Source organism: Streptomyces sp. AN091965 (assembly GCF_022698285.1).
Lineage (GTDB): Bacteria > Actinomycetota > Actinomycetes > Streptomycetales > Streptomycetaceae > Streptomyces.
The window spans coordinates 4,617,119-4,633,512 of sequence record NZ_JALDMY010000001.1 but is presented as its reverse complement, the minus strand read 5'-3'; the positions used below and the strand labels follow the sequence as shown (position 1 = coordinate 4,633,512).

The window sequence follows — 16,394 nt, the reverse complement described above, 5'->3', positions numbered from 1 at the left end:
GGTCCTGCGACTCTTTCGGGGGAGAGGCGGGCGGTGTACTCAAGCCCGTCCGGCGTTTGAGGACGAGCGCGAAGCGCGATACGCGGTGTGCCGAGGCGGACTCAGCCGTTCCGGTGCCGATGAGCCAGGGCCTCGTACGACGCCGCCAGCGCAGGCGCAGCCGTCTCGTACGTGCGCTGGGCCACGCCCACGAACAGGCAGTCCACGACGAGGAGTTGGCTCGTGCGGGACGACATGGCCGCCGGGCGCAGCTCGCTCTCGCGGGCGGTGGAGGTGGTCAGTATGTGGTCGGCGTACTGCGAGACGGGGCCCTCGGGGCGGCCGGTGACGGCGATCGTCGTGGCGCCGTGCTCGAAGGCGACCCGCAGCGGTTCGATGACGTCGCCCGTCGAACCGGAGTGGGTGATCGCGATGGCCACGTCCTTCGCGCGCAGCGTCACCGCGTTGGTGACGGCCAGGTGCGGGTCCGAGTGCGCGTGCGCGACCTGGCCGATGCGCAGGAGCTTCTGCGCGAGGTCCTGGGCGACGAGCCCGGACGCGGCCACGCCGTAGATCTCCGTGCGGCGGGCCGTGGCCAGCGCGGCGACGGCCGCCCCGAGCTGCACGGTGTCGAGCCCGGCGGCCGTGTCGGCGAGGGTCTGCTGCTCGTCGTACGCCAGCTTGGCGACGACGTCGGCGATCGGGTCGTCCACGGCGATGTCGGCCGTGACCGCCGGGGCGCGGCCCGACTGCTGCTGAGCGGCGAGCCCGGCGAGGGCGAGCCTGAGGTCGCGGTAGCCGGGGTAGCCGAGGAGGCGGGCGGTGCGGACGACCGTGGCCTCGCTGGTGCCGGTGAGCTCGGCGAGGCCGGTGACCGTGAGGGCGGCGCAGCCCGCCGGGTCGCCCGCGACGGCCTCGGCGACGCGCTGCATGGAGCGGGTCATCGACGGCCCGAGCGTGCGCACCTTCGCCGCGAGGGCGGCCGGGGCGGGCGGAGCCCCGCCCGCGAAAATTTCCTTCACGTCAGAGGTCACTCCTGAAAGATATTTTCACCGCCGTGACCGGGTCAAGACGCGTGCCGACCGCACCGCGCGGCACGTGGGGCGACAATGGCTGCATGGACACGATTGACCCTCTGGAGCAGGCGTTGCACGCGGCCCGCGCCCTGGTCCTCGCCGACCTCGCCGCGCGCGAGGTGGCGCAGGCCGACGTGGTCTCCTTCGTCGAGGAGTCCGTGGCGCACCGCCGCTGGTGGGTCGAGCAGTGGCCCGAGGGCGCGGCGTACGTCGCCGGGCTCGTCGCCCAGGACGTGCAGGACCGGATCCTGGAGCGGTACGGCCGCTGGCCGCTGTGCCCGGTGTGCGGCACCGGGGAGCCGCACGCCCTGGACGTGGAGCCGGAGCTCGGGCCCGACCCGCACTGGGTGTGCGCCAAGGCCGGAGTCGTCGTGGCGCCGGTGGGCAGGCTGTCGTGACGCTGTACATCGACCCGCCGGTGTGGCCCGGCCACGGCCGCCTCTGGTCCCACCTCGTCAGCGACGTCTCGTACGAGGAACTGCACGCGTTCGCCGCGCGGATCGGGGCGCCCCGGCGCGCCTTCGAGCGCGACCACTACGACGTGCCCGCGGAGCGGTACGAGTCCGCTGTGGCCGCGGGGGCGCTCGAAGTGGGGTCCAAGGAGCTGGTGCGGAGGCTTACGGAGGCGGGGCTGCGGCGGCGGAAGGGGGCTCAGCCCTCGCGGATCGTGTAGGTCCGCCGGCCCTCGCGGTCGGCGTCCCGCTCGAAGCCCGCCCTGAGCAGGACCGCCTCCGACGCCGTGTTGCCCTCGTCGACCACCGCCCGGATGCCCCGGACGTCCGGCAGGTCCAGGGCCCAGCGGGACAGGGCGCGCAGCGCCTGGGTCGCGTAGCCGTTGCCCCGGGCCTCGGGGGCCAGGTCGTAGCCGACCTCCGCCCAGCCCTCGTGGTCGGGGACGCCGTGGAAGCCCATGGCGCCCACCGCCACCTGGTCGGCGGTCCGCACGATCGCGTACGAGCCCCACTCGGGGCGGTGCGTGCCCGTCGCGTACGCCTTCGCGATCAGCCCGGCGCCGGTCCGTGTGCCCTCGCACGGGCCGCCCGCGATCCAGTCGAGGCCGCCCGCGCCGCCCGCGGCGAGGTCGGCGAGGGCCGGGGGCGACAGCTCAAGGAGCGCCACGGGCCCGGCGGGCAGATGGATCTGGTTGTGCCAGCGCCAGCGCTCCAGGCGGGACCGCCCCGGCAGGGTGCCCCGGCCCGTCGCCCACAGCAGCGTCCGCCAGTGCGACGCGCCGTCCCGCGCGGGCGGCACGTGCGGGAACTGCCAGGCGAGCAGGGCCTCGCAGAGCCGCGCCGGGGGCTCGTACGCCACGTCGAAGGCGCTCAGTACGTCGTACGTGTGCAGCAGCAGCTCCACGATGCCCATGGCGGCGAAGCCGTGCGCGTCCGCGCTGCCGTACGGGAACGGGTGGAAGCCGCGCCCGCCCCTCGGCGTCGTGCGCACCACCGCCGCGAGCAGGCCGCCCGACGCCTCCACGGCGTGCACCGCCGCGGCCGGGCCCGTGCCCTCTTCGAGGCGGACGTCGAGGGGGACGTACGCGTCCTTCGTCCGCCCCGTGAGCTGGGCCGCGTACGCCGTGAAGTCGCTCACCACGTGCTCCGCCGTCGCCAGACAGCTCCACTCCAGGCCGCCCGCGGGCCGCGTCCAGTCGTACTCCGCCGTCGCCGCCGCGCGCAGCGCGCCGCAGGCGTGCGCCACCGCCTCGTCGATCTCGTCCGCACCCATCGTCAGCATGGGGCGAGGCTACGTGAGCAGTGCCAGCTCGGCCGAGAGGTTTTCGCGCGCCGGGGCCTCCCAGCGCGCGGCCCCGTGCGGGGTGCGGAACAGCCTCGGCAGGGCCAGGAGTTGGCGCAGCACGTCCGCCCGGCCCTGGCGGAACGCCTCGTCCGGGACGAAGGCGTACTCCTCGCGGACCGCCGCCGCGTACGCCGCGTACGCGTCCGGGGGCGCGGCCAGGACCGCCAGGTCCGCGTCGCACAGGACCTCGCCGTCGCGGTCGCCCTCGGCGGGGTCGTGGGTGACGGTGAGGCGGACGAGGCGGGCCACGTGCGCGGTGTCCTCGTCCGTCAGACCCGCCTCCGGCAGGGCCCGCTCGGCCAGGCGGGCGCTGCGCTCCTCGTTCTCCGAGCGGTCCGGGGCGTAGACGGCGTCGTGGAACCAGGCGGCGAGCCGCACCAAGTGCGGGGCGTCCGCGTGCTGTTCCAGGGTGTCGATGTGGTCCAGGACAGCGGTGAGGTGGGTGATCGTGTGGTAGCGGCGGTGCGGTTCGGCCCAGCGGGCCAGGAGGTTGTCCGCGTACGGTTCCGGGGCCGGGGCCGGGGCCGCTGTGGTGGCGCGGGCTGTGGTGAGGGTGGTGTGCCAGCGGGTGCGGAGCTCTTCGTACGGGTCGGCCATGCCTCCGACCTTACGCGGACCTCCAGTCCGGCCCCGGCCCGGCGGCTTGCGCGTTGCCGTTCGGCGGGGGCGGGTGGGTGGGGGGAAGAGCCGGGGTCGGGGCGTTGCCAAGCGGCGCCCGGGGCGGTTGGGTGGCCGGCATGACGAGCGAGCCCTCAACGCCCGGCGCGGCGTCGGAATGTGACCGCCCCGGCCGACTCCTGCGTACCGAACGCGACGCCTTCATACCCCTGTTGCGCGCCGCGGACGAGTCCGCCTTCGCCGCGCCCACCTGCTGCCCGGGCTGGACGGTCCGCCACGTGCTCGCCCACTGCGCGGCCGCGCTGACCCGGGTGATCGAGAGCCGGTTCGACGAGGGCGTGTTCACCGCCGAGGGCAACGACCGGGACATCGCCGAGCGCGCCGACTGGCCCGTCGCGCGCGTCGTGGACGAGCTGGAGCACGGCATGACGAACGCGGGCGCCGCCATCGCCGCGGGCAAGGGCCTGTTCGACGGGGTCGCGCTCGGCGAGTGGGTGCACGCCGGTGACGTACGGGACGCGTGGGGGCTGCCCGGCGCCTACGGCGGCGCGGGGCTCGGTGACGCCCTTCCGCTGCTCGCGGACTTCAGCAGACAGCGTGCCGCGCTGCCGCTGCACGCCGACGTGGACGGCCTGGACGAGCCGCTGGTCCTCGGCGTGAGCGACGGCCGCAGGCCGCCCGCGCGGTACATCGGGGACGCGCCGACGCTGGTCCGCCTTTACGCGGGACGGCCGCTGGGGGACGCCCGGTTCGAGCTCGCGGGCGCGACGGCGGGCGAGTTGACGGTCTTCGGCTGAGGCCGGGCCGGGGACGGCCTCAGTGGGTGTGGCTGTCGGTGGTGGCGCCCTCGGAGCGGGGCCCTCCCTCGCCCGCCCGCACGGTGAACGCCGCCGTCCGCACCTTCCCCTCGTGCCGGAAGTCCAGGAACAGGCGGTACGTGCCCGCGCTCGGCGCCGTCGCCGTGAAGGAGACCTCCGGGCCCGGCTTCGTCGTGGCGTCGCCCGGCTCGTCGTTGGGGTGGACGTGGAGGTAGGCGAGGTCGCCGGAGCGCAGCGCGACCAGGTGGCCGTACGCGCCCAGATACGGCTGGAGGTCGGTGACGGGCTTGCCCCGACGGGTGACGCGCAGGGTCAGTTCGCCCGGCTCGCCGGGGGTCAGGGAGCCGTCCAGGCGCACTTCGTAGCCGCCCGCGGCCTTCGCCGTGGACGACGGCTTCAGCGCGGGCGCGGGGGCGTACGCGCCCGTCACCGCCAGGTCCGCGCCGAGCGTCACCTTCTCCTTCGCCCGCTCGGGCCTGAAGTCCGCGAAGACGCGGTAGTCCCCGGCCTCGGGCAGCGTCGCCGGGGTGGTCCAGGTGCCGTCGGCGGCCCGGGTGGGGTGCAGATGGCGGTACGTCGTCAGATCGCGTGAGGCGACGATCAGGTGCAGCTCCTTGCCGTGCTCCTCGGCGTACCGGGTCACGGGGCGGCCCGAGTCCGACGCCAGGATCCTGAAGCGCAGGTCGGTGCGGTCGCCCGCCCGGGCGCGCGGGGTCCTCAGGTCCAGGGCGTAACCGTCGGCCGCGATCTGGAGGCCTCCCGGGGTGTGGCCGCCGCCCTCGGCCGGAGGGTCGCCCTTCGCCGTCTTCTCGCCGTGTTCCTCGGCGTGCGCGACGGGCTTGCCCACCGTGTCGACGCTCGCGCCCACCGCGTACGTGGTGCCGAACGTCGCCGCGACGGCTGCGGCGAAGGCGGTGATCTTCAGTCCGGTGTTCATGGCGTCGGCTCCTCGTGACGGGGTCGCTGAATGTCTGTGACAATACCCCTGGGGGGTATGAAGTCAAGTCATGGTCCCTTCTTGCTTTCGGTACCCCCCGGGGGTATAAATGAGCCTCGTCAGGCATACCGGCCCCGGGTACCCCGGGCAGAGCGCGTCACGAGGAGCAGAGGACATGTCCACTACCCAGGTAGAACTCTCCATCGGCGGCATGACCTGCGCCTCCTGCGCGGCGCGCATCGAGAAGAAGCTGAACCGCATGGACGGCGTCGAGGCGAGCGTCAACTACGCCACGGAGAAGGCGAAGGTGAGCTTCGAGGGCGACGGCCTCGCCGTGGCCGATCTGATCGCCACCGTGGAGGCCACCGGGTACACCGCGCAGGAACCCGCGCCGCCCCGCGCGGAGAAGGGGGGCGGGGGAGATCCGGACGGCGAGGACGAGGACGCCGCGCTGCGGCCGCTGCGGCAGCGCCTGATCGCCGCCGTCCTGCTGTCCGTGCCCGTCATCGCCATGGCGATGGTCCCCGCCCTCCAGTTCACGTACTGGCAGTGGCTGTCCCTGACCCTCGCCGCGCCCGTGGTGACGTACGCCGCCTGGCCCTTCCACAAGGCGGCGTACACCAACGCCCGGCACGGCGCGGCCACGATGGACACGCTGATCTCGGTCGGCACCTCGGCGGCGTTCCTGTGGTCGCTGTGGGCGCTGTTCTTCGGCTCGGCCGGGGAGCCCGGCATGACGCACGCCTTCGAGCTGACCATCCAGCGCACCGACGGCGCCGGGAACATCTATCTGGAGGCCGCGGCGGGCGTCACCGCGTTCATCCTCGCCGGGCGGTACTTCGAGGCCCGCTCGAAGCGCAAGGCGGGGGCCGCCCTGAAGGCGCTGCTCGAACTGGGCGCCAAGGACGTCACCGTACTTCGACATGGGATTGAAAAGAACGTTCTAGTCAGTGACTTGAAGGTCGGGGACCGGTTCCTCGTGCGGCCCGGCGAGAAGATCGCCACCGACGGGCGCGTGGTCGAGGGCGCCTCCGCCGTGGACGCCTCCATGCTCACCGGCGAGTCCGTGCCCGTGGAGGTCGGCGAGGGCGACGCCGTCACCGGCGCGACCCTGAACGTGGGGGGCCGGCTGGTCGTCGAGGCGAGCCGCGTCGGCGCCGACACGCAGCTGGCCCGGATGGCCAAGCTCGTCGAGGACGCGCAGAACGGCAAGGCCGCCGCACAGCGCCTGGCCGACCGCATCTCCGCGGTCTTCGTGCCCGTCGTCATCGCGCTCGCGGTGGCCACGCTGGGCTTCTGGCTCGGCAACGGCGTGGGCCTCACCGCCGCGTTCACCGCCGCCGTGGCCGTACTGATCATCGCCTGCCCGTGCGCCCTGGGCCTGGCCACGCCGACCGCGCTCATGGTCGGCACCGGGCGCGGCGCCCAGCTCGGCATCCTCATCAAGGGCCCCGAAGTCCTGGAGTCCACCCGCCGCGTCGACACCATCGTCCTCGACAAGACCGGCACCGTCACCACCGGCAAGATGACCCTCCTCGCCACGCACGTCGCCGAGGGCACCGACGAGAGTGACGTCCTGCGGCTCGCGGGCGCCCTGGAGCACGCCTCCGAGCACCCGATCGCCCAGGCCGTGGCCGCGGGAGCGACCGCGAAGGTGGGCGCGCTGCCCACCCCCGAGGACTTCGCGAACGTCGCCGGGCTCGGCGTGCAGGGGGTCGTCGAGGGGCACGCGGTGCTCGTGGGGCGCGAGCAGCTGCTCGCCGAGTGGGTGATCCGGCTGCCCGCGGAGCTGAAGGAGGCCAAGGACGCGGCCGAGGCGGCGGGCCGCACCGCCATCGCCGTCGCCTGGGACGGCGAGGCGCGGGCCGTGCTCGAAGTGGCCGACGCCGTGAAGGAGACCAGCCCCGAGGCCATCCGCCGCCTGCGCGAGCTCGGCCTCACGCCGATCCTGCTCACCGGTGACAACAAGGCCGTCGCCGCGTCCGTGGCCGCCGAGGTCGGCATCGCCCCCGAGCACGTCATCGCCGAGGTCCTGCCGCAGGACAAGGTCGACGTCGTCAAGCGCCTCCAGGGCGAGGGGCGTTCGGTGGCCATGGTCGGCGACGGCGTCAACGACGCGGCCGCCCTCGCCCAGGCCGATCTGGGCCTCGCGATGGGCACGGGCACGGACGCCGCGATCGAGGCGGGCGACCTGACCCTCGTCCGCGGCGACCTGCGCGCCGCCGCCGACGCGATCCGGCTCTCCCGCAAGACCCTCGGCACCATCAAGTCCAACCTCTTCTGGGCCTTCGCCTACAACGTGGCGGCGCTGCCGCTGGCCGCCGCGGGCCTGCTCAACCCGATGATCGCGGGCGCGGCCATGGCCTTCTCCTCGGTCTTCGTGGTCGGCAACAGCCTGCGGCTGCGCGGTTTCCAGCCACTGAGCTGACCCATCCGAGCCCATGTGGCTTGATCACCCCGGTGCGCCTCCGCCGCGCGCCGGGGTGATCTGCGCGTACCCTGGTAATTGGACTAGACCTGTGTTTCTGTGGTGCGGCTGCCGGCACGACGCCGGCCCGCAGAAGGCCAGAAGGAAGGCACCCATGAGCAAGCGCGCACTCCTGGAGGTGATCGCCCTCGACGCCGAGGACGCGATCGCGGCCCAGGCCGGAGGTGCGGACCGGCTGGAACTGGTCACCGACATGGCCGCCGACGGCCTCACGCCGTCCCGCGCGGACTTCGCCGCGATCCGTGCCGCCGTGGACATCCCCCTGCGCGTCATGCTGCGCGTCGCCGACGGCTTCGCGGCCGGGGACGTCGACGAGTTGGTGCGCCGGGCGCGCGAGCTGCGCGCCGAGGGCGCCGACGAGTTCGTCCTCGGCTTCCTCGACGAGGCGGGCGGGGCCGACCTGGCCGCCGTCGAGCGGATCGTCGACGCGCTCGACGGCTGCCGCTGGACCTTCCACCGCGCCGTCGACCGGGCCGCCGACCGCGACGCCCTGCGCAAGCAGCTCGCGGACCTGCCCGGACTCGACACGTACCTCACGGCGGGCGCCGCGGGCGGCGTCGACGAGGGTCTGCCCACCCTTGTGGGCGAGGCCGCGCGGGCCGGGGAGCCCGGGTACGAGCCGCGCATCCTCGTGGGCGGCGGCCTCCGGCTCGAACACCTCGCGCGCCTGAAGGCGGCGGGGCTCGACGCCTTCCACATCGGCGGCGCCGCCCGGCCCCACGGGTGGGGCCGGGCCCTCTCGGCGGAGTCCGTGGCGACGTGGCGCGAGGCCGTGGACGCCTGAGCTCCGGCGGCGTCAGCCCAGGGCCGGGGGCAGGGCCCCGGTGTGGAGCACCGTGAGGCCCGAGACCGCTCGGGTCAGGGCCACGTACAGGCGGCGCAGGCCGGTGCGTTCGTCGGGCTCGCCGGCCACCACGGCGGCGGGCTCGTCGAGCACCACGTAGTCGTACTCAAGACCCTTGGCCAGCGAGGCGGGCACGAGGGTGAGCCGGGCCTCGGCGGTCGTCTCCTCGCCGGGCGAGAGGTACGGGACGCCCGCCGCGTCCAGGGCCCCGGCGAGCGCGGCGATCCGCGCGTCCGCCGCGATGAGGCCGATGGACCCCTCGCGCCGCAGCGACGCGGCGCAGGCGTCGAGGACCGCCGCGTCCAGGCCGTCGGCCGTGACCGCGCGCACCTCCAGGGAGCCGGGCGACTCGCGGACCGACGCGACCTCCGTCAGGCCCGGCGCGATCACGGGCAGCAGCCGCGACGCGTACGCGATGACCTCGCGCGGCACGCGGAAACCGGCGGTCAGCTCCTCCACCACCGCGTCCCGCTTGCCCAGGTGGCCGAGCGCCTCGGCCCACGTCGGCGTCGCCCACGGCGTGGTGCCCTGCGCCAGGTCGCCGAGGACGGTGACGGAGCCGGTCGTGCAGCGGCGGCCCACCGCGCGGTACTGCATGGGGGAGAGGTCCTGCGCCTCGTCGAGGACGACGTGGCCGAGGGAGTGGGTGCGGGCGACGAGGTCCGACGCCTCGTCGATCAACACCGCGTCCGCGGCGGACCACTTGGTGCTCTTCGGCGTCCGCGCGGGCTTCGCCCACAGGACCGCCCGCTGCTCCTCACCGGTGAGGACCCCCTCGGCGTGCGCGGCGAGGAACTCCGCGTCGGCGAGCAGCCGGTGCACCAGCTTCGCCGGGTCGACCGGCGGCCAGATCGCCTTGACGGCGGCCTTCACCGCCGCGTTGCGGGCCACCGCGTCCTGCACGCGGTCGTCGGGGGCCTCCCCGGACCGCTCCATCTGGACGAGCACGGCGTGCGCGATCCGCTGCGGCAGCGCCTCGCGCGCCGCGCCGTAGCGCATGTCGCGGGCCTGCAACTCCCGCACCATGTCGTCGAGTTCGTACGACGGTACGCGCCAGCGCCGGGAGCCGCGGACGACCACGACGCCCTCGGTGGGCGGCGTGACGTGCGAGCGCACCGCGCGCCGCAGCACCTCGGCCATGCGGGCGTCGCCCTTGACCAGGGCGGCGGCCGGGTCGTCCGTGCCCCGCACCTCCACGTGCGCCACCAGGTCGTCGACGGTGGCCTGCTTGACCTCCAACTCGCCGAGCGCGGGCAGGACCTGCTCGATGTAGTGCAGGAAGGAACGGTTCGGCCCGATGACGAGCGTGCCCGTGCGGGCGAGCCGCTCGCGGTGGGCGTACAGGAGGTAGGCGACGCGGTGCAGGCCGACCGCGGTCTTCCCGGTGCCGGGGCCGCCCTGCACGCACACCGAACCGGCGAGCCCGCTGCGGACGATCTCGTCCTGCTCGGGCTGGATCGTCGCCACGATGTCGCGCATGGGGCCCACGCGCGGGCGCTCGATCTCCTCCTGGAGCAGCTTGCTGACCTGCTCGGCCTCGGTCGCGTCCGTGAGGTGCTCGTCCTCGTACGCGGTCAGGTCGCCGCCGGTGTAGCCGAAGCGGCGGCGCAGCGTGACGTCCATCGGGTCCTTCTTGGACGCCCGGTAGAACGGCTGCGACACGGGGGCGCGCCAGTCGATGACCATGGGGTCGCCGTGGGCGTCGTGCACGTGCCGCCGCCCGATGTAGAACTGCTCGCCCTCGGCCCCCTCGGCCTCCTCGGCCCCCGGCGCGTGCGCGTAGTCGAGGCGGCCGAAGAACAGCGGGGTGTGCGCGAGGTCCGCGAGGGCCTTGATCCGGTCGTCGATCTGGCTCTGGAGGACCTCGGCGTTGACCCAGTTCGCGGTGACGTCGCGGATGTCCAGGGCCTCGACGTCCTCCCGCATGGCGCGCAGCGCGGCGCGGGAGGACGTCAGATGGGCCCGCTCACGGGCGAGCGGGTCGGCGGATACGGCGTTCACGGGGGCTGCCTCCGGTGACGGACGTTCTCGGTGCGTGGCTCGGGGCCGCCGGTTTCCGACCGGGCGGCGGCGCTCCGTGGGCGGGAGGCGGGGAAGGAGGAATCCTAGGCCGGCCGCCGGTAGCGGCACCAACGGATTTCCTGGTCCGGAAGCCGAACCCTGACTCATCCCTGAGACGGTCCTCAGGGTCGCCGTCCATCCCCAGGTGTAGAGGGCGCGGGCCCGGAGTCGTACCGGTGGACACGGACGGTTAGACCCGCAGGCCGATGTCCGCGGGCGCCCCGGGGACGACCATGGAGACATGAGCAGCGCAGTCATCACCCCCGCGTCCCTGTCCGCCCCCTCCAGCGGCCCGCGCCGCGCCGACGGCGCGACCGCCGTCTCCGAGGCCCACCGCCCGCACCGCGTCGGCGACGCCCTGCGCGCCGCGAAGGTCTTCGTGGGCGCCGTCGTCGGCGTCGTCGTCCTCGGGGAGTACGCGGAGGAGGCGGGCGTCCGCCGCCGCTGACGCCCCCTCTCCCGCTCCGCTCGCTCCGTTCACTCCGCGAGCAGCGACTCCGCGTCCACGATGCGGTACGCGTACCCCTGCTCCGCCAGGAACCGCTGGCGGTGCGCGGCGAAGTCCTGGTCGATGGTGTCGCGGGCGACCACGGAGTAGAAGTGCGCCTGGTGGCCGTCGGCCTTCGGGCGCAGCACGCGGCCGAGGCGCTGGGCCTCCTCCTGCCGCGAGCCGAAGGTGCCCGAGACCTGGATGGCGACGGTCGCCTCCGGCAGGTCGATGGAGAAGTTGGCGACCTTGGACACCACGAGCACGGAGATCTCGCCCTCGCGGAAGGCGTCGAAGAGCTTCTCGCGCTGGGCGTTGGACGTCTCGCCCTTGATCACCGGCGCGTTCAGATGCTCACCCAACTCGTCCAGCTGGTCGATGTACTGGCCGATGACGAGGATCTGCTGCCCCGCGAACTTCCGGACGATCGCCTCCGTCACCTTCCGCTTCGTGGCCGTCGTCGCACAGAAGCGGTACTTCTCCTCGGCCTCCGCGGTGGCGTAGGAGAGGCGCTCGCTGTCGGTGAGGTTGACGCGCACCTCCACGCAGTCGGCGGGCGCGATGTACCCCTGCGCCTCGATCTCCTTCCACGGCGCGTCGAAGCGCTTGGGCCCGATGAGCGAGAACACGTCCGACTCGCGCCCGTCCTCGCGGACGAGGGTCGCGGTGAGCCCGAGGCGGCGCCGCGCCTGGAGGTCGGCGGTGAACTTGAAGACGGGCGCGGGCAGCAGGTGCACCTCGTCGTAGAGGATCAGCCCCCAGTCGCGGGAGTCGAAGAGCTCCAGGTGCGGGTAGATGCCCTTCCGCTTGGTCGTCAGGACCTGGTACGTGGCGATCGTGACGGGCCGGATCTCCTTCTTCGTACCGCTGTACTCGCCGATCTCGTCCTCGGTGAGCGAGGTGCGCTTGATCAGCTCGTGCTTCCACTGGCGGGCGGAGACGGTGTTCGTGACGAGGATCAGCGTGGTCGCCTTCGCCTCGGCCATGGCCCCCGCGCCGACGAGGGTCTTGCCCGCGCCGCAGGGCAGCACGACGACGCCGCTGCCGCCGTGCCAGAAGCCCTCGACGGCCTGGCGCTGGTAGGGCCGCAGCGCCCAGCCGTCCTCGTTGAGGTCGATCTTGTGGGCCTCGCCGTCGACGTACCCGGCGAGGTCCTCGGCGGGCCAGCCCAGCTTGAGCAGCGTCTGCTTGATCTGGCCGCGCTCGGAGGGGTGCACGACGACCGTGTCCGGGTCGATCCGGGCGCCCACGAGCGGCTGGACCTTCTTCGACCGCAGGATCTCTTCCAGGACCGGCCGGTCGGTGGAGGTGAGCACGAGGCCGTGCGTCGGGTGCTTGCTGAGCGTGAGCCGGCCGTAGCGGGCCATCGTCTCGGCGACGTCGACGAGCAGCGCGTGCGGCACCGGATACCGCGAGAACTCCACGAGGGCGTCCACGACCTGCTCGGCGTCGTGCCCCGCCGCCCGCGCGTTCCACAGCCCGAGCGGCGTCACGCGGTACGTGTGGATGTGCTCGGGGGCGCGCTCCAGCTCGGCGAACGACGCGATGGCACGACGGCAGGCGTCGGCCCGCTCGTGGTCGACCTCCAACAGGAGCGTCTTGTCCGACTGGACGATGAGGGGTCCATTCACGACTTCAGGGCCCTTTCTGCTGCGATCACTGCTGGAGATCAGCCGGGCGGCCAAACCTCCAGTGTGCCGCATGGCGCCCCGTCGCCGGGGCGCCGTGCTCGGCGGGCGCCGGGTTCAGCCGGTCAGGGGCGTCAGGTGGACCGAGAGGGTCTTGTGGCCCTCGGGGGTGGGGTGGAGGCCGTCGGTGAGGAGGTCGGGGCGGGCGTGCAGGGGGTCCCACAGGTCGAGGAAGTCGATGTGGTGCCCGGCGCACCAGGAGCGCAGGCCCTCGCGCAGTCGGAGGGCGCGGGCCTCGGTGAAGCACAGGCCCTCGTAGTCGGCGGTCCTGGACTCGTCGAGCCAGAGGGGTCCCGCGACGACGAGCCGGGCGTTGTGGGCGTGGGCCGCGGCGGCCAGGGTGCCGAGGTGGTCCGCGAGCCGGTCGAGGCCGCCGGGCAAGGCGGAGTCGTTGATGCCCGCGGCGACCAGGAGGGTGTCGGGCAGCCGGGGCGCGAGGAGCGCGGGCGTCTGCGCGGCGACGTCGGCGAGGGTGCTGCCGGGGATGGCCAGGTTGAAGACGCGGTGGGCGCTCTCGTCCGCGGCGATGTGGGCGGACGCCAGGTGCGCGGCCCAGCCGCCGTACGGGTCGCAGCGGCCGTAGGCGATGCTGTCGCCGACGATCACGATGCGCGCCGCCGGGCGCAGCGGCCGCGCGTCCAGATAGGCCCAGGCGCTCTCGCCGGAGGTGAGCAGCACCCGCCGCCGCACGTAGTCGTCGACCTCGTAGGCGTCGGCCGCGGCGAGGTCGGCGTCGGTCAGACGGAGGACGGCGCCCCCGACCTCGGCGCCGACGCGGCGCTCCAGAGTCAGGTGCACGTCCAGGCCGCTGGTGGCGATGACGCCGGGGTCGGTGATGGTCAGGGGCCTGGTCGCGTACCCGGCGAGGGCCGCGGGGGAGCTGGGCACGGCCCTGCCGAACAGGGTCGTCTGGACGTGCTCGTCCAGGAGCGTGCCGAAGGAGAACAGAGCGTGCGGGCGGGACTCGGACACCGGAGCTGCCATGGCCTTTCTGGAAAGAACGTTCTAGCCAGTCTAGTGATCGGTCCGGCCCCCGGGCCGCCCGTGGGGGGCGCGCGGGCCCGCTCGCCCGCCGGGGCGCGTACGGCACGGCACACCGGCGCCCGCCGGTGACCCGCTACCGTTGCCAGGATGAGTACCCCGGAAGCCCCCCGTTCCCTTGCGGAAGCCCTCCGGGCGAGCGACGACGCGACGCTCGTCGCGCTGTTGCGATCCCGGCCCGACCTCGTCAGCCCCGTGCCCAACGACCTGACGCAGCTGGCCACCCGCGCGGGCACGCGGGCGTCGGTGGTACGTGCCCTGGAACGCCTCGACCGGTTCGCGCAGCAGGTCGCCGAGGCCCTGGCCGTGGCCCCGGAACCGGCGTCGTACGAGCAACTCGCGGGGCTGCTCGCGCCCGCGCCGGGCGAGGCCGTCGACCGGGCCCTGACGACGCTGCGCAGGCAGGCGCTCGTCTGGGGCGCGGAGAGCCGCCTCCGCCTGGTGCGCACCGCGCGCGAGCTGCTCGCGCCGACGCCGCAGCGGCCCTCGCCGACGGGGCTCGGCCCGACGGTCGCGGAGGCCACGGCGGGGATGTCGCCGGGGCGGGTGCAGAGCGTCGTCACGGCCGCCGGGCTCGCCTCCACGCACGACGCGGTGTCGGCCGTGGAGTCCCTCACCGCGCTCTTCACCGATCAGAGGCGGATGTCCCAGCTGCTCGACGAGGCGCCCGCCGAGTCCGTCGAGGTCCTGTCCCGGCTCGTGTGGGGCCCGCCGTACGGGCAGGTCACCGCGGACCCGGCCCCCCATCTGCGGTGGCTGCTCGACCGGGGCCTGCTGCTCCCGACCGCGCTGGGCACGGTCGTCCTGCCCCGCGAGGCCGCGCTGCACCTGCGCGGCGGCCGCGCCCACCGCACCCTGGAGCCGTCGCCCCCGGCCGTGCGGGTCGCGCGCGAACACCGTCCCCAGGTGGTGGACGCGACGGCCGCCGGGCAGGCCTACACCGCGCTCGCCACCGTCGAGGAGCTGCTCAAGGACTGGGACGAGGGCGGCCCCGCCGTCCTGCGCGCGGGCGGCCTGAGCGTCCGGGACCTGAAGCGGACCGCCGTCGCCCTGGACGCGGCGGAGCCCCAGGCCGCGTTCTGGGTCGAACTGGCCTACGCCGCCGGGCTCCTGGCCGCCGACGGCGAGGCGGACGAGCGCTACGCCGCGACCCCCGCCTACGACAGCTGGCAGGAGCTGCCCGCCGCCGAGCGCTGGTCCCGGCTCGCCACCGCCTGGTACGACGCCACCCGCACCCCCGGCCTCGTCGGCGGGCGCGACAGCAAGGACCGCACCCTGTCCGCGCTCGGCCCGGGGCTCGACCGCTCCGCCGCGCCCGAGGTGCGCCACCGCGTCCTGAGCCTCCTCGCCGACCTGCCCGAAGGCGCCGCGCCCGCCGAGGAGTCCGTGCTCGACCGGCTGCGCTGGGAGCGCCCCTCCGGCGGCGGCGCCACGGAGCCGCGGGCCCGCCTGGCCCGGTGGACGCTGGCCGAGGCGGAGCTCCTCGGCGTCACCGGGCGCGGGGCGCTCGCCGCCCACGGCCGCGCGCTGCTCGCCGGGCGGCCCCCCGCGGACCCCCTCGCGCAGGGCGCGCCCCCGTCCGCCGCCGAGCGCGCCGCCGCCGGTGCCGAGGCCGCCCGGCTCCTCACCCCGCTGCTCCCCGAACCCCTCGACCACGTCCTGCTCCAGGCCGACCTCACCGCGGTCGCCCAGGGGCCGCTGCGCCGCCCCCTCGCGGACGCCCTCGCCGTGCTCGCCGACGTGGAGTCCAAGGGCGGCGCCACCGTCTACCGGTTCACGCCGGGCTCCGTGCGCCGCGCGCTCGACACCGGGCAGAGCGCGTCCGACCTGCACGCGTTCCTCGCCGCGCACTCCCGTACGCCCGTCCCGCAGCCCCTCGCGTACCTCATCGACGACGTGGCCCGCAGACACGGCCATCTGCGCGTCGGCGCCGCCTCCGCGTACGTGCGGTGCGACGACGAGGGCGTGCTCGACGAGATCCTCGCGGACAAGCGGGCCCACGGGCTGCGGCTCCGGCGGCTCGCGGGCACCGTGCTCGCCGCCCAGGCCGACCCGTCCACGCTCCTCGAAGGGCTGCGCGCCATGGGCTTCGCGCCCGCCGCCGAGAGCGCCGAGGGCGACGTCCTGATCACCCGCGCGCACAGTCACCGGACCCCGCCGCGCACCGCCCCCGAGCCGGTCCCCGACGGGCCGCCGCTGCCCGACGCCACGCTCATCGACGCCGCCGTACGCGCCATCCGCGCCGGGGACCTCGCCTCCACGACCCCGCGCAAGGCGGCGCCCGCCGCGACCGGCGAACTGCCCCGCACCACGTCCGCCGAGACCCTCGCCACCGTGCAGGCCGCCGTCCTCACCGGCGAGGCCCTGTGGATCGGCTATGTCAACGCCGAAGGCGCGGCGAGCCAGCGCGTCATCGCGCCGGTCCGGGTCGAGGGCGGCTTCGTCACCGCGTACGACCACACGGCGGACGAGGTCCGCACTTACCCGCTGCACCGCGTCACGGGCGTCGCGGAGCTCGCCGACGACTGACGCCGAACCCCGCCGCCCAGGGGCCGTGACC

The 16,394-nt window shown here is 74.6% G+C and carries 14 protein-coding genes; 7 read left to right on the top strand and 7 right to left on the bottom strand.

The window, feature by feature from the left end:
• Nucleotides 1-101: 101 nt before the first annotated feature.
• On the bottom strand, nt 102-1,013 hold the full coding sequence (locus tag MQV74_RS19395; RefSeq protein WP_242719399.1) for a MurR/RpiR family transcriptional regulator: 912 nt from the start codon (nt 1,011-1,013) through the stop codon (nt 102-104).
• An 83-nt stretch (nt 1,014-1,096) separates the two neighbouring features.
• On the opposite strand from MQV74_RS19395, the gene MQV74_RS19390 reads away from it, so the two are divergent.
• A complete protein-coding gene (locus tag MQV74_RS19390) occupies nt 1,097-1,453 on the top strand; it encodes a hypothetical protein (protein ID WP_138960394.1) in 357 nt (118 codons plus the stop codon).
• A complete protein-coding gene (locus MQV74_RS19385) occupies nt 1,450-1,728 on the top strand; it encodes a DUF4031 domain-containing protein (RefSeq protein WP_242719398.1) in 279 nt (92 codons plus the stop codon). The genes MQV74_RS19390 and MQV74_RS19385 overlap by 4 nt, the downstream gene beginning before the upstream one ends.
• Here MQV74_RS19385 and MQV74_RS19380 read toward each other — a convergent pair.
• Both MQV74_RS19380 and MQV74_RS19375 read right to left on the bottom strand, forming a co-directional pair.
• Nucleotides 1,707-2,789 carry a GNAT family N-acetyltransferase gene (locus tag MQV74_RS19380; RefSeq protein ID WP_242719396.1) on the bottom strand — a complete coding sequence of 361 codons (1,083 nt, stop codon included), beginning with the start codon at nt 2,787-2,789 and terminating at the stop codon, nt 1,707-1,709. The genes MQV74_RS19385 and MQV74_RS19380 overlap by 22 nt on opposite strands.
• 9 nt (nt 2,790-2,798) lie before the next feature.
• On the bottom strand, nt 2,799-3,449 hold the full coding sequence (locus MQV74_RS19375; RefSeq protein WP_242719394.1) for an HD domain-containing protein: 651 nt from the start codon (nt 3,447-3,449) through the stop codon (nt 2,799-2,801).
• A 140-nt stretch (nt 3,450-3,589) separates the two neighbouring features.
• Here MQV74_RS19375 and MQV74_RS19370 point away from each other — a divergent pair, with 140 nt between their 5' ends.
• Entirely contained in the window at nt 3,590-4,267 is a 678-nt protein-coding gene (locus MQV74_RS19370) for a maleylpyruvate isomerase family mycothiol-dependent enzyme (RefSeq protein ID WP_242719392.1), read from the top strand.
• A 19-nt stretch (nt 4,268-4,286) separates the two neighbouring features.
• Here the strand turns inward: MQV74_RS19370 and MQV74_RS19365 are convergent, their stop codons facing one another.
• Nucleotides 4,287-5,225, bottom strand: a complete 939-nt coding sequence (locus tag MQV74_RS19365) for a DUF748 domain-containing protein (RefSeq protein ID WP_242719390.1) — start codon at nt 5,223-5,225, stop codon at nt 4,287-4,289.
• A 175-nt stretch (nt 5,226-5,400) separates the two neighbouring features.
• On the opposite strand from MQV74_RS19365, the gene MQV74_RS19360 reads away from it, so the two are divergent.
• Together MQV74_RS19360 and MQV74_RS19355 are read left to right on the top strand one after the other, a co-directional pair.
• A complete protein-coding gene (locus MQV74_RS19360) occupies nt 5,401-7,653 on the top strand; it encodes a heavy metal translocating P-type ATPase (protein WP_242719388.1) in 2,253 nt (750 codons plus the stop codon).
• Between the two features lie 154 nt (nt 7,654-7,807).
• Nucleotides 7,808-8,497, top strand: a complete 690-nt coding sequence (locus MQV74_RS19355; RefSeq protein ID WP_242719386.1) for a copper homeostasis protein CutC — start codon at nt 7,808-7,810, stop codon at nt 8,495-8,497.
• A gap of 12 nt (nt 8,498-8,509) precedes the next feature.
• Here the strand turns inward: MQV74_RS19355 and MQV74_RS19350 are convergent, their stop codons facing one another.
• Nucleotides 8,510-10,558, bottom strand: coding sequence for a HelD family protein (locus tag MQV74_RS19350; protein ID WP_242719384.1), 2,049 nt, complete (start codon nt 10,556-10,558; stop codon nt 8,510-8,512).
• A gap of 301 nt (nt 10,559-10,859) precedes the next feature.
• On the opposite strand from MQV74_RS19350, the gene MQV74_RS19345 reads away from it, so the two are divergent.
• The gene (locus MQV74_RS19345) at nt 10,860-11,066 is read left to right on the top strand and encodes a hypothetical protein (protein ID WP_242719382.1); all 207 of its coding nucleotides are present in this window, start codon (nt 10,860-10,862) and stop codon (nt 11,064-11,066) included.
• 29 nt (nt 11,067-11,095) lie between these two features.
• Here MQV74_RS19345 and MQV74_RS19340 read toward each other — a convergent pair whose 3' ends face one another.
• Complete coding sequence (locus MQV74_RS19340; protein ID WP_242719380.1) at nt 11,096-12,736, bottom strand: DNA repair helicase XPB; 1,641 nt, start codon at nt 12,734-12,736, stop codon at nt 11,096-11,098.
• Nucleotides 12,737-12,850: 114 nt separating this feature from the next.
• Nucleotides 12,851-13,777 carry a GDSL-type esterase/lipase family protein gene (locus MQV74_RS19335; RefSeq protein ID WP_242719378.1) on the bottom strand — a complete coding sequence of 309 codons (927 nt, stop codon included), beginning with the start codon at nt 13,775-13,777 and terminating at the stop codon, nt 12,851-12,853.
• 147 nt (nt 13,778-13,924) lie between these two features.
• Between MQV74_RS19335 and MQV74_RS19330 the strand changes: the two genes are divergently transcribed.
• Nucleotides 13,925-16,363 carry a helicase C-terminal domain-containing protein gene (locus tag MQV74_RS19330; RefSeq protein ID WP_242719376.1) on the top strand — a complete coding sequence of 813 codons (2,439 nt, stop codon included), beginning with the start codon at nt 13,925-13,927 and terminating at the stop codon, nt 16,361-16,363.
• Nucleotides 16,364-16,394 lie beyond the last annotated feature (31 nt).